General features: G+C 58.8%; 12 protein-coding genes. All 12 read left to right on the top strand.

Annotated elements, in window-relative coordinates; genetic code table 11:
* The first annotated feature begins 2 nt into the window (after positions 1 to 2).
* The 12 genes from yidC to atpA all read left to right on the top strand — a co-directional run bounded on the left by yidC (position 3) and on the right by atpA (position 12,374).
* A complete protein-coding gene (yidC, locus tag EGJ09_RS15540; RefSeq protein WP_012316956.1) occupies positions 3 to 1,685 on the top strand; it encodes a membrane protein insertase YidC in 1,683 nt (560 codons plus the stop codon).
* Positions 1,686 to 1,771: 86 nt separating this feature from the next.
* Positions 1,772 to 3,142, top strand: a complete 1,371-nt coding sequence (gene mnmE, locus EGJ09_RS15535) for a tRNA uridine-5-carboxymethylaminomethyl(34) synthesis GTPase MnmE (RefSeq protein WP_115273205.1) — start codon at positions 1,772 to 1,774, stop codon at positions 3,140 to 3,142.
* A gap of 514 nt (positions 3,143 to 3,656) precedes the next feature.
* Entirely contained in the window at positions 3,657 to 5,549 is a 1,893-nt protein-coding gene (mnmG, locus tag EGJ09_RS15530; protein ID WP_012316954.1) for a tRNA uridine-5-carboxymethylaminomethyl(34) synthesis enzyme MnmG, read from the top strand.
* Positions 5,546 to 6,196 carry a 16S rRNA (guanine(527)-N(7))-methyltransferase RsmG gene (rsmG, locus tag EGJ09_RS15525; protein WP_119688003.1) on the top strand — a complete coding sequence of 217 codons (651 nt, stop codon included), beginning with the start codon at positions 5,546 to 5,548 and terminating at the stop codon, positions 6,194 to 6,196. Before mnmG ends, rsmG begins: the two co-directional genes overlap by 4 nt.
* Positions 6,197 to 6,214: 18 nt before the next feature.
* Positions 6,215 to 7,006: a ParA family protein gene (locus tag EGJ09_RS15520; protein ID WP_012316952.1), complete on the top strand. Its 792-nt coding sequence runs from the start codon at positions 6,215 to 6,217 to the stop codon at positions 7,004 to 7,006.
* A gap of 9 nt (positions 7,007 to 7,015) precedes the next feature.
* On the top strand, positions 7,016 to 7,888 hold the full coding sequence (locus EGJ09_RS15515; protein ID WP_046786784.1) for a ParB/RepB/Spo0J family partition protein: 873 nt from the start codon (positions 7,016 to 7,018) through the stop codon (positions 7,886 to 7,888).
* Positions 7,889 to 8,037: 149 nt separating this feature from the next.
* Positions 8,038 to 8,445 carry a F0F1 ATP synthase subunit I gene (locus EGJ09_RS15510; RefSeq protein WP_012316950.1) on the top strand — a complete coding sequence of 136 codons (408 nt, stop codon included), beginning with the start codon at positions 8,038 to 8,040 and terminating at the stop codon, positions 8,443 to 8,445.
* Between the two features lie 16 nt (positions 8,446 to 8,461).
* On the top strand, positions 8,462 to 9,331 hold the full coding sequence (gene atpB / locus EGJ09_RS15505; RefSeq protein ID WP_003260030.1) for a F0F1 ATP synthase subunit A: 870 nt from the start codon (positions 8,462 to 8,464) through the stop codon (positions 9,329 to 9,331).
* A 143-nt stretch (positions 9,332 to 9,474) separates the two neighbouring features.
* Positions 9,475 to 9,732, top strand: a complete 258-nt coding sequence (gene atpE / locus EGJ09_RS15500) for a F0F1 ATP synthase subunit C (RefSeq protein WP_003097235.1) — start codon at positions 9,475 to 9,477, stop codon at positions 9,730 to 9,732.
* Between the two features lie 56 nt (positions 9,733 to 9,788).
* Positions 9,789 to 10,259, top strand: a complete 471-nt coding sequence (locus EGJ09_RS15495; protein ID WP_096426923.1) for a F0F1 ATP synthase subunit B — start codon at positions 9,789 to 9,791, stop codon at positions 10,257 to 10,259.
* Between the two features lie 12 nt (positions 10,260 to 10,271).
* The gene (locus tag EGJ09_RS15490; protein ID WP_003253191.1) at positions 10,272 to 10,808 is read left to right on the top strand and encodes a F0F1 ATP synthase subunit delta; all 537 of its coding nucleotides are present in this window, start codon (positions 10,272 to 10,274) and stop codon (positions 10,806 to 10,808) included.
* 21 nt (positions 10,809 to 10,829) lie between these two features.
* A complete protein-coding gene (gene atpA, locus EGJ09_RS15485; RefSeq protein ID WP_021785310.1) occupies positions 10,830 to 12,374 on the top strand; it encodes a F0F1 ATP synthase subunit alpha in 1,545 nt (514 codons plus the stop codon).
* Positions 12,375 to 12,422: the final 48 nt, after the last annotated feature.

Raw genomic sequence — 12,422 nt, 5'->3', positions numbered from 1 at the left:
TCATGGATATTAAACGCACGATCCTGATCGCCGCCCTGGCAATCGTGTCCTACGTCATGGTCCTGAAGTGGAACGATGACTACGGCCAGGCTGCCTTGCCGACTCAGAATACTGCTGCCAGCACTGTTGCTCCGGGCCTGCCCGATGGCGTACCGGCCGCTAACAACGGCGCCAGCGCCGATGTACCGAGCGCCAACGCCGAGTCGAGCCCTGCCGAACTGGCACCTGTTGCACTCAGCAAGGATCTCATCCGGGTCAAGACCGATGTCCTGGAACTGGCTATCGATCCAGTCGGCGGTGACATCGTCCAGCTGAACCTGCCGAAGTACCCGCGTCGTCAGGATCATCCGGACATTCCGTTCCAGCTGTTCGACAACGGTGGCGAGCGCGTATATCTGGCCCAGAGCGGCCTGACCGGTGCCAACGGCCCGGATGCGCGCTCCACCGGCCGTCCGCTGTACGCCGCAGAGCAGAAGTCCTTCCAGCTGGCTGATGGCCAGGAACAACTGGTGGTCGACCTGAAGTTCAGCGACAACGGTGTGAACTACATCAAGCGCTTCAGCTTCAAGCGCGGTGAGTACGACCTGTCCGTCAGCTATCTGATCGACAACCAGAGCGGCCAGGCCTGGAGCGGCAACATGTTTGCCCAGCTCAAGCGTGACGCCAGTGGTGATCCGTCCTCGAGCACCGCCACCGGTACCGCCACCTACCTGGGTGCTGCCCTGTGGACAGCTGGCGAGCCGTACAAGAAAGTGTCGATGAAGGACATCGACAAAGGTAGTTTGAAAGAAAATGTGTCTGGCGGCTGGGTTGCCTGGCTGCAGCACTACTTCGTAACTGCCTGGATCCCTGCCAAGTCGGACAACAATGTCGTCCAGACCCGCAAGGACAGCCAGGGCAACTACATCATCGGCTACACCGGCCCGGCCATCAGCGTACCGGCTGGCGGCAAGGCCGAAACCAGCGCCATGCTGTATGCCGGCCCGAAGATCCAGTCCAAGCTCAAGGAATTGTCCCCAGGCCTGGAACTGACCGTCGATTACGGCTTCCTGTGGTTCATTGCCCAGCCGATCTTCTGGTTGCTGCAACATATCCACAGCCTGCTGGGTAACTGGGGCTGGTCGATCATTGTCCTGACCATGCTCATCAAGGGCCTGTTCTTCCCGCTGTCGGCCGCCAGCTACCGCTCGATGGCGCGCATGCGTGCCGTGGCGCCGAAGCTCGCCGCACTGAAGGAACGCTTCGGTGACGATCGCCAGAAGATGTCCCAGGCGATGATGGAGCTGTACAAGAAAGAGAAGATCAACCCACTGGGTGGATGCTTGCCGATCCTGGTACAGATGCCGGTGTTCCTGGCCCTGTACTGGGTGCTGCTGGAAAGCGTCGAGATGCGCCAGGCCCCATGGATGCTGTGGATCACCGACCTGTCGATCAAGGATCCGTTCTTCATCCTGCCGATCATCATGGGCGCTACCATGTTCATCCAGCAGCGCCTGAACCCGACGCCGCCGGATCCGATGCAGGCCAAGGTGATGAAAATGATGCCGATCATCTTCACCTTCTTCTTCCTGTGGTTCCCGGCTGGCCTGGTGCTGTACTGGGTTGTGAACAACTGCCTGTCGATTTCGCAGCAGTGGTACATCACCCGCCGTATTGAAGCAGCGACCAAAAAAGCTGCTGCTTGACGGGCTACTGCGCTAGCCTGTGAATAAAAACGCCCCCTCGGGGGCGTTTTTGCTATCTGTCGTTTTTGTCGTAGAGGCTTTCGAGCATGAACACTGTGCGTGAAACCATCGCTGCCATCGCAACCGCACAAGGACGTGGAGGGGTGGGTATTGTCAGGCTGTCCGGCCCATTGGCGGCCAAGGCTGGCCAGCTCATAACCGGCCGCACACTGACACCGCGCCATGCCCATTACGGCCCATTTCGCGACCAGGAAGGGCTGGTGCTGGATGAAGGTATTGCACTGTTCTTCCCCGGACCCAACTCGTTCACCGGTGAGGACGTGCTCGAATTGCAGGGGCATGGTGGCCCGGTCGTACTGGACATGCTGTTGCAACGCTGCGTGCAGGTGGGTTGCCGCTTGGCCCGCCCGGGTGAGTTCAGTGAGCGGGCGTTTCTCAACGACAAGCTCGACCTGGCCCAGGCCGAAGCGATTGCCGACCTGATCGAAGCCAGCTCCAGCCAGGCAGCACGCAACGCCCTGCGCTCGTTGCAAGGGGAGTTCTCCAAACGTGTGCACAGCCTGACTGAAGCACTGATCGCGCTGCGGATCTATGTCGAGGCAGCGATCGACTTCCCCGAGGAGGAAATCGACTTTCTTGCCGATGGCCACGTCCTGTCGATGCTCGACTCAGTGCGTGCCGAGTTGTCCACAGTGCAGCGTGAGGCCGGACAGGGTGCGCTGCTTCGTGACGGCATGACGGTGGTGATCGCCGGCAGGCCGAATGCAGGCAAATCGAGCCTGCTGAATCAACTGGCCGGTCGTGAGGCGGCAATCGTCACCGACATCGCAGGTACTACGCGGGATATCCTGCGTGAACATATCCACATCGATGGCATGCCGCTGCACGTCGTCGATACGGCCGGTTTGCGCGACACCGACGACCATGTGGAAAAGATAGGCGTCGAGCGCGCACTCAAGGCCATAGGCGAAGCCGACAGAGTGTTGTTGGTGGTCGACTCCACCGCCCCTGAGGCCAGTGATCCGTTCGCCCTGTGGCCGGAGTTTCTTGATCAAAGGCCTGATCCGGGCAAGGTCACACTGATTCGCAACAAAGCCGACCTCAGCGGCGAACCCGTAGGGCTGGAACAGTGCGATGACGGTCATGTAACCATCACCTTGAGCGCCAAAGGTGACGATCAAGGCTTGCTGCTGTTACGCGATCACCTCAAAGCCTGCATGGGTTATGAACAGACTGCAGAGAGTGGCTTCAGCGCACGCCGGCGGCACCTCGATGCCCTGCGCCAGGCCAGTGCTCATCTGGAGCACGGTCGTGCGCAATTGACCTTGGCGGGGGCCGGAGAGCTGTTGGCTGAGGACCTGCGCCAGGCCCAGCACGCGCTGGGGGAAATCACGGGCGCGTTCAGTTCGGATGACCTGCTGGGGCGGATTTTCTCGAGTTTCTGCATCGGTAAGTAGCTTTTAGCCAAACCATTCACGACGCCGCTCTTCCTGGAGCGGCTTTTTTTTGCCTGAGATTTGGGGCTCGGGCGTCTCGGACAGGGTTTTGTAGCTGCAGATTTTTAATCACCGGCCTGAAAAAGCGCTCATGAGCCCTGTGGAAAAGTCGGCTTCAGCTCCGTTGATAAGCATGCTTTTTTTCTGAGGAAAACCTGCCCTGTGGGTAAGTAGGCATTTCATCCACAGGCTAAATCCGGTTATCCATAGCCCTCATGGCACTCCAACCACAGGGTTTAATTTTCTTCTACATGGCGAATCCAGAGGGATGTAGAACGTTATCCACAGATTGGTGCGTGCATAAGAATAAACATAAAAACAAAGCTTTTTTAAATTTCTTCTCTCTAGTTTCTGTTATCAGCCACTCATCCACAGCCTGGTCAAAATTTGCGCAAAAGGTTTCTTTAGAGGGGGTGAAGTCCCTATACTTGTCCGCTTACCTTCTCTATTCGCAAAAACAGGCACGAGGTGCGTGGTGGATTTCCCTTCCCGTTTTGAAGTGATCGTCATCGGCGGCGGCCATGCCGGTACCGAGGCTGCGCTTGCGTCTGCACGCATGGGTGTGAAAACCCTGCTGCTGACCCATAACGTGGAAACCCTCGGTCACATGAGCTGCAACCCGGCCATCGGTGGCATCGGTAAAAGCCATCTGGTCAAAGAGATCGATGCGCTCGGCGGTGCCATGGCACTGGCCACTGACAAGAGCGGCATCCAGTTTCGCGTGTTGAACAACCGCAAGGGCCCGGCTGTTCGCGCCACCCGTGCACAGGCCGACCGCGCCATCTACAAGGCCGTGGTTCGCGAAATCCTGGAAAACCAGCCAAATCTGTGGATATTCCAGCAGTCCTGTGACGACCTGATCGTCGAGCAAGACCAGGTCAAAGGCGTGGTTACGCAAATGGGGCTGCGGTTCTTCGCCGATTCGGTGGTGCTCACGACCGGCACTTTCCTGGGTGGCCTTATCCACATCGGCCTGCAGAACCATTCCGGCGGCCGCGCTGGCGATCCACCGTCGATTGCCCTGGCCCACCGCATGCGTGAATTACCGCTGCGCGTCGGTCGTCTGAAAACCGGTACACCTCCGCGTATCGACGGTCGTTCGGTGGACTTTTCGGTGATGACCGAGCAGCCGGGCGACACACCAATCCCGGTCATGTCGTTCATGGGCAACGCCGCGATGCACCCGCGTCAGGTCAGCTGCTGGATTACCCACACCAATGCGCGTACCCACGAAATCATCGCTTCGAACCTCGACCGTTCGCCGATGTACTCGGGCGTCATCGAAGGTGTCGGCCCGCGTTACTGCCCGTCGATCGAGGACAAGATCCATCGCTTTGCCGACAAGGAAAGCCATCAGGTGTTCATCGAGCCGGAAGGCCTTACCACCCATGAGCTGTACCCCAACGGCATTTCCACTTCGCTGCCGTTTGACGTGCAACTGGAGCTGGTGCGCTCGATTCGCGGTATGGAAAATGCGCACATCGTGCGCCCGGGCTATGCCATCGAATACGACTACTTCGATCCGCGTGACCTCAAGTACAGCCTCGAGACCAAGGTCATCGGTGGCCTGTTCTTCGCTGGCCAGATCAACGGCACTACCGGTTACGAAGAAGCCGGCGCCCAAGGCCTGCTGGCCGGTACCAACGCCGCACTGCGCGCGCAGGGCCGCGAAAGCTGGTGCCCGCGCCGTGACGAGGCGTACATCGGAGTGCTGGTCGACGACCTGATTACCCTGGGTACCCAGGAGCCGTACCGCATGTTCACTTCGCGGGCCGAATACCGGTTGATCCTGCGCGAAGACAACGCCGACCTGCGCCTGACCGAGAAAGGTCGTGAGCTGGGTCTGATCGACGACCAGCGCTGGGCCGCGTTCTGCGCCAAGCGTGACGGCATCGAGCGTGAGGAACAGCGCTTGAAATCGACCTGGGTACGCCCGAATACACCGCAGGGCCAGGCCGTTGTGGATAAGTTCGGTACCCCGCTGAGTCACGAATACAGCCTGCTCAACCTGCTGGCGCGACCGGAAGTGGACTACGCCGGGCTGATCGAAGCGACCGGCGGCGAACAGATCGATCCACAGGTTGCCGAACAGGTCGAAATCAAGACCAAGTACGCTGGCTACATCGATCGCCAGCAGGACGAGATCGCTCGCCTGCGTGCCAGTGAAGACACCTGCCTGCCTGTGGATATCGACTACACCTCGATTTCCGGCCTGTCCAAGGAAATCCAGGGCAAGCTCGGCCAGACTCGCCCGCAGACGCTGGGCCAGGCTTCGCGGATCCCTGGCGTGACACCAGCGGCAATTTCCCTGTTGTTGATACATCTGAAAAAACGCGGCGCTGGCCGCGAATTGGAGCAAAGCGCTTGAGTTCCCTGGTCACCCCGCAACACGCTGAAGAGTTGTCCACAGGTGCACGCCAGCTCGGTGTCGAGCTGAGCGCCGAGCAGCACGAACGGCTGCTTGGCTACCTGGCCCTGTTGATCAAATGGAACAAAGCCTACAACCTGACGGCCGTGCGCGACCCGAACGAGATGGTTTCGCGCCATCTGCTGGACAGCCTCAGCGTAATGGGTTTTATCCACAGCGATCGCGATAGCTGGCTTGATGTCGGCAGCGGCGGTGGCATGCCCGGGATTCCATTGGCTATCCTGCATCCGCACAAACGCGTAACCGTGCTGGACGCCAACGGCAAGAAAACCCGCTTCCTCACCCAGGTGAAGATGGAGCTGAAACTGGACAACCTCACGGTTATCCACAGCCGGGTCGAGGCCTTCCAGCCAGCACAGCCGTTCAGCGGCATCATCTCTCGCGCCTTCAGCAGCATGGAGAACTTCACCAACTGGACCCGCCACTTGGGCGACACCGGGACGCAATGGCTTGCAATGAAGGGGCTGCATCCTGCCGATGAACTGGTAGCATTGCCCGCAGACTTCACAGTGGAAAGCGAGCAGGCCCTGACCGTTCCAGGTTGCCAGGGCCAGCGCCATCTGCTGATACTGCGCCGCAAGGCATGACTGGGAACACACGCAACAATGGCTAAGGTATTCGCAATTGCGAACCAGAAAGGTGGAGTGGGTAAAACCACCACCTGTATCAATCTCGCCGCATCGCTGGCTGCGACCAAGCGTCGTGTGCTGCTGATCGACCTCGATCCGCAGGGCAACGCCACCATGGGCAGCGGTGTGGACAAACACGAACTCGAACACTCGGTCTACGACCTGCTGATCGGGGAATGCGACCTTGCCCAGGCCATGCACTACTCCGAGCATGGTGGCTTCCAGTTGCTGCCGGCCAACCGCGACCTGACTGCCGCGGAAGTGGTGCTGCTGGAAATGCAGGTCAAGGAGAGCCGCCTGCGCAACGCCCTGGCGCCGATCCGCGAGAATTACGACTTCATCCTCATCGATTGCCCACCGTCGCTGTCGATGCTGACGCTCAATGCCCTGGTCGCCTCCGATGGTGTGATCATCCCGATGCAGTGCGAGTATTACGCACTGGAAGGTCTCAGCGACCTTGTGGATAACATCAAGCGCATTGCCGCCCGTCTGAACCCGGAGCTGAAGATCGAAGGGCTGCTGCGCACCATGTACGACCCGCGTCTTAGCCTGAACAACGATGTATCGGCGCAGCTCAAGGAGCACTTCGGCGAGCAGCTTTACGATACCGTCATTCCGCGCAACATCCGCTTGGCCGAGGCACCGAGCTTTGGCATGCCGGCGCTGGCCTACGACAAGCAATCGCGTGGCGCACTGGCCTATCTGGCCCTGGCCGGGGAACTGGTTCGCCGTCAACGCCGTCAATCACGCACTGCACAAACAACTTAAGGAATCCGCATGGCCGTTAAGAAACGGGGTCTCGGACGTGGGTTGGATGCACTGCTCAGTGGTCCTTCCGTCAGCGCGCTCGAAGAGCAGGCTGTCAAGATCGACCAGAAAGAACTGCAACACCTGCCGGTCGAGTTGATCCAGCGCGGTAAATACCAGCCGCGCCGTGACATGGATCCGCAGGCGCTGGAAGAACTGGCGCACTCGATTCGCACGCACGGTGTGATGCAGCCGATCGTGGTGCGCCCGATCGATGGCAACCGCTACGAGATCATTGCCGGTGAGCGCCGCTGGAGGGCCACGCAGCAGGCTGGCCTGGACACCGTCCCGGCGATGGTGCGGGAAGTGCCTGATGAAGCGGCCATCGCCATGGCCCTCATCGAGAACATCCAGCGAGAGGACCTTAACCCGTTGGAAGAGGCCCTGGCCCTGCAGCGCCTGCAACAGGAGTTCGAACTGACCCAGCAGCAGGTAGCCGATGCCGTGGGCAAGTCGCGGGTTACCGTGGCCAATCTGCTGCGCCTGATCTCGCTGCCTGAAGCGATCAAGACCATGCTTGCCCATGGTGATCTGGAGATGGGCCACGCACGTGCTTTGCTCGGTCTTGAAGAAGATCGCCAGGAAGAAGGGGCGCGTCATGTTGTCGCACGTGGGCTGACTGTGCGCCAAACCGAGGCACTGGTGCGCCAGTGGCTCAGTGGCAAACCTGACCCGGTAGAACCGAGCAAACCTGATCCGGATATCGAGCGCCTTGAACAGCGGCTCGCAGAGCGCCTGGGCTCCGCGGTGCAGATTCGTCACGGAAACAAGGGAAAAGGCCAGCTGGTTATTCGCTATAACTCGCTCGACGAGTTGCAGGGCGTCCTTGCTCACATCCGCTGAAACAATTCCAGTTGTAGCGCGCAGTCGGAAATCACTACCCAAGAGTTGAATAGGGGTTAATCCACCCCTATACTCTGCGCGCATTTTGTCGGCACAATTTATGCCAAGTCGTTACTGACTTGTTGGTCGACTTCTGAGGAGCAGTTGTGATGGAAATCCGCACGCCAAACCGCCTGCCTTTCCATCGCTGGGCGGTTTTTCCGGTACTGCTGGCTCAATTTGTCGTGCTGCTGCTGGCAACATTGGTGTTGTGGCAGTGGAAAGGGGCAGTCAGTGGATATTCAGGTCTCTGCGGAGGTTTGATTGCCTGGCTGCCGAATATGTATTTCGCCTGGAAGGCTTTTCGCTTTAGCGGAGCCCGGGCGGCGCAGGCCATCGTCAAGTCGTTTTACGCAGGCGAGGCCGGCAAGATGATTTTGACGGCAGTGCTGTTCGCACTGACCTTCGCAGGAGTGAAGCCACTGGCGCCGTTAGCAGTCTTCGGCGTCTTCGTGTTGACCCTTTTGGTCAGCTGGTTTGCGCCCCTGCTGATGAATAAAAGACTTTCGAGACCTTAGGGCGTTTGAGGCAACCATGGCAGCAGAAACCGCTTCGGGCTATATCCAGCACCACTTGCAGAACCTGACCTACGGTCAACTACCAGACGGCAGCTGGGGCTTCGCCCATTCGGCTGCAGAAGCCAAGGCAATGGGCTTCTGGGCGTTCCACCTGGACACCCTGGGTTGGTCCGTCGCGCTGGGTCTGATCTTCCTGTTCATCTTCCGCATGGCGGCGAAGAAGGCGACCTCCGGCCAGCCTGGCGGTCTGCAGAACTTCGTCGAAGTGATGGTCGATTTCGTCAACGGCAGCGTGAAGGACTCCTTCCACGGCCGTAGCCCGGTGATTGCGCCGCTGGCACTGACCATCTTCGTCTGGGTATTCCTGATGAACGCCGTCGACCTGGTACCGGTCGACTGGATTCCTCAGCTGGCCATCCTAATTTCCGGTGATCCGCACATTCCGTTCCGCGCCGTGTCGACCACCGACCCGAACGCGACGCTGGCAATGGCCTTCTGCGTGTTCGCCCTGATCATCTTCTACAGCATCAAGGTCAAGGGCCTGGGCGGCTTCATCGGTGAGCTGACCCTGCACCCGTTCGGCAGCAAGAACATCTTCGTGCAGATCCTGCTGATTCCGGTCAACTTCCTGCTCGAGTTCGTCACCCTGATCGCCAAGCCGATCTCGCTGGCGCTGCGACTGTTCGGCAACATGTACGCCGGCGAGCTGGTGTTCATCCTGATCGCCGTGATGTTCGGCTCCGGCCTTCTGTGGCTGAGCGGCCTGGGTGTGGTGCTGCAGTGGGCGTGGGCTGTGTTCCACATCCTGATCATCACCCTGCAAGCTTTCATCTTCATGATGCTTACCATCGTCTACCTGTCGATGGCTCACGAAGATAACCATTAAGACCGCCTGGCGTGTCTGATAGCCTTCCCCGCTCGTTTGGGGGGAGGGCTTTAAAAGTCCGCAAGGGCAGCTGTTCCAAACGATTTGTTTTACCGCTTCAAACTAAAAACCTAACCAATACGACGTAAAAGTCGGGAGGAAAGATGGAAACTGTAGTTGGTCTGACCGCTATCGCTGTTGCTCTGCTGATCGGCCTGGGTGCTCTGGGTACCGCCATTGGTTTCGGCCTGCTGGGCGGCAAATTCCTGGAAGGCGCTGCTCGTCAGCCTGAGATGGTTCCGATGCTGCAGGTCAAAATGTTCATCGTTGCCGGTCTGCTCGACGCCGTAACCATGATCGGTGTTGGTATCGCTCTGTTCTTCACCTTCGCGAATCCGTTCGTTGGTCAGATCGCCGGCTAATCACTCGTATTCACGAGTTGATGGCTGTATGAATTAAGACCGAGCGAGGTGTTGGCGTGAACATTAATGCAACCCTGATTGGCCAATCCGTTGCTTTTCTGATTTTTGTACTCTTCTGCATGAAGTATGTATGGCCTCCGGTCATCACTGCTCTGCAAGAGCGCCAAAAGAAGATTGCTGACGGCTTGGACGCTGCCAACCGCGCAGCTCGCGACCTGGAGCTGGCCCAAGAGAAAGCGGGTCAGCAACTGCGTGAAGCTAAAGCACAGGCAGCCGAAATCATTGAGCAAAGCAAGAAACGCGCTGCTCAGCTTGTCGAGGAAGCCCGTGAACAGGCCCGCGTCGAAGCTGACCGTGTGAAGGCTCAGGCTCTGGCCGAGATCGAACAGGAACTGAACAGTGCCAAAGACGCCCTGCGTACCCAAGTGGGTGCCCTGGCCGTTGGTGGTGCTGAAAAGATCCTTGGCGCCACAATCGATCAAAACGCGCATGCGGAGCTGGTTAACAAACTGGCCGCTGAAATTTAAGCGAGGGCGATCATGGCAGAACTGACCACGTTGGCCCGACCTTACGCTAAGGCTGCCTTCGAGCATGCCCAGGCCCATCAGCAACTGGCCAATTGGTCAGCCATGCTCGGCCTGGCTGCTGCGGTGTCGCAAGACGACACCATGCAGCGCCTGCTCAAGGCCCCGCGACTGACGAGCGCAGAAAAGGCCGCCACGTTCATTGACGTGTGCGGTGACAAGTTCAATGCACAGGCACAGAATTTCATTCATGTTGCCGCGGAAAACGACCGTCTCCTGCTTCTGCCGGAGATTGCCGCTCTGTTCGACCTGTACAAGGCCGAGCAAGAGAAATCCGTGGACGTGGAAGTCACCAGTGCCTTCGCGTTGAACCAAGAACAGCAAGACAAACTCGCCAAGGTTCTCAGTGCACGGTTAGGCCAGGAAGTGCGCCTGCACGCGTCGGAGGATGCCAGCCTGATTGGCGGCGTCGTCATCCGCGCTGGTGACCTGGTAATCGATGGCTCTGTTCGCGGCAAAATCGCGAAACTGGCCGAAGCATTGAAATCTTGAGTTTGAAGGGGCAGCAGAGCAATGCAGCAACTCAATCCTTCCGAAATTAGTGAAATCATCAAGGGCCGCATCGACAACCTCGATGTGAGCTCCCAAGCCCGTAACGAAGGTACCGTCGTTTCGGTTTCCGACGGTATCGTGCGGATACACGGTCTGGCCGACGTCATGTACGGCGAAATGATCGAGTTCCCTGGCGGCGTCTACGGCATGGCCCTGAACCTGGAGCAAGACTCCGTAGGTGCAGTGATCCTGGGTGCCTATGACACCCTCGCCGAAGGCATGAGCGCCAAGTGCACCGGCCGCATCCTGGAAGTTCCGGTTGGTAAGGAACTGCTGGGCCGCGTAGTCGACGCACTGGGCAACCCGATCGATGGCAAAGGTCCTCTGGGCAACACCGAGACCGACGCGGTCGAGAAAGTTGCTCCAGGCGTGATCTGGCGTAAGTCGGTAGACCAGCCTGTACAGACTGGCTACAAGTCCGTCGACGCCATGATCCCGGTCGGCCGTGGCCAGCGTGAGCTGATCATCGGTGACCGTCAGATCGGCAAGACCGCCATGGCCATCGACGCCATCATCAACCAGAAAGACTCCGGTATTTTCTGCGTTTATGTTGCTGTCGGCCAGAAGCGTTCCACCGTTGCCAACATCGTTCGCAAGCTGGAAGAAAACGGCGCCCTGGCCAACACCATCGTGGTGGTTGCCAGTGCTTCGGAATCCGCCGCACTGCAATTCCTGGCGCCATACGCCGGTTGCACCATGGGCGAGTTCTTCCGTGACCGCGGCGAAGACGCACTGATCGTTTACGATGACCTGTCCAAGCAGGCCGTTGCCTACCGTCAGATCTCCCTGCTGCTGCGCCGTCCACCAGGACGTGAAGCGTACCCAGGCGACGTGTTCTATCTCCACTCCCGTCTGCTGGAGCGTGCATCGCGCGTTTCGGAAGAGTACGTCGAGAAGTTCACCAACGGTGCTGTAACTGGCAAAACCGGTTCCCTGACTGCGCTGCCGATCATCGAAACTCAGGCTGGCGACGTTTCCGCGTTCGTTCCGACCAACGTGATTTCCATCACCGACGGTCAGATCTTCCTGGAATCGGCCATGTTCAACTCGGGCATCCGTCCTGCAGTGAACGCCGGTGTTTCGGTATCCCGCGTAGGTGGTGCTGCTCAGACCAAGATCATCAAGAAGCTGTCCGGTGGTATTCGTACCGCTCTGGCTCAGTACCGTGAACTGGCTGCATTCGCCCAGTTCGCCTCCGATCTGGACGAAGCGACCCGCAAGCAGCTGGAGCATGGTCAGCGCGTTACCGAGCTGATGAAGCAGAAGCAGTACGCGCCAATGTCCATCGCGGACATGGCCCTGTCGCTGTACGCCGCTGAGCGTGGTTTCCTGACTGACGTAGAAGTCTCCAAGATCGGCAGCTTCGAGCAAGCACTGATCGCCTTCTTCAACCGTGATCACGCTGAACTGATGGCGAAGATCAATGTGAAGGGTGACTTCAACGACGAAATCGACGCAGGCCTGAAAGCCGGTATCGAGAAGTTCAAGGCCACCCAGACCTGGTAAGCCGCAGCGGGGGCTCAGGCCCCCGCTTGCTAACCTGATAGGTGATAC

Origin of the sequence: Pseudomonas sp. p106 (assembly GCF_003936645.1) — a bacterium.
Taxonomy (GTDB): Bacteria; Pseudomonadota; Gammaproteobacteria; order Pseudomonadales; family Pseudomonadaceae; genus Aquipseudomonas; species Aquipseudomonas putida_E.
This window is presented reverse-complemented; position numbering and strand designations above follow the sequence as displayed.

Excerpts from the sequence above, each read along its gene's own strand:
- EGJ09_RS15510 (WP_012316950.1), top strand. The coding sequence starts at position 8,038 with ATGGAAATCCGCACGCCAAACCGCCTGCCTTTCCATCGCTGGGCGGTT.
- EGJ09_RS15520 (WP_012316952.1), top strand. The coding sequence starts at position 6,215 with ATGGCTAAGGTATTCGCAATTGCGAACCAGAAAGGTGGAGTGGGTAAA.
- mnmE (WP_115273205.1), top strand. The coding sequence starts at position 1,772 with ATGAACACTGTGCGTGAAACCATCGCTGCCATCGCAACCGCACAAGGA.
- atpA (WP_021785310.1), top strand. The coding sequence starts at position 10,830 with ATGCAGCAACTCAATCCTTCCGAAATTAGTGAAATCATCAAGGGCCGC.
- atpE (WP_003097235.1), top strand. The coding sequence starts at position 9,475 with ATGGAAACTGTAGTTGGTCTGACCGCTATCGCTGTTGCTCTGCTGATC.
- atpB (WP_003260030.1), top strand. The coding sequence starts at position 8,462 with ATGGCAGCAGAAACCGCTTCGGGCTATATCCAGCACCACTTGCAGAAC.
- EGJ09_RS15490 (WP_003253191.1), top strand. The coding sequence starts at position 10,272 with ATGGCAGAACTGACCACGTTGGCCCGACCTTACGCTAAGGCTGCCTTC.
- yidC (WP_012316956.1), top strand. The coding sequence starts at position 3 with ATGGATATTAAACGCACGATCCTGATCGCCGCCCTGGCAATCGTGTCC.
- EGJ09_RS15515 (WP_046786784.1), top strand. The coding sequence starts at position 7,016 with ATGGCCGTTAAGAAACGGGGTCTCGGACGTGGGTTGGATGCACTGCTC.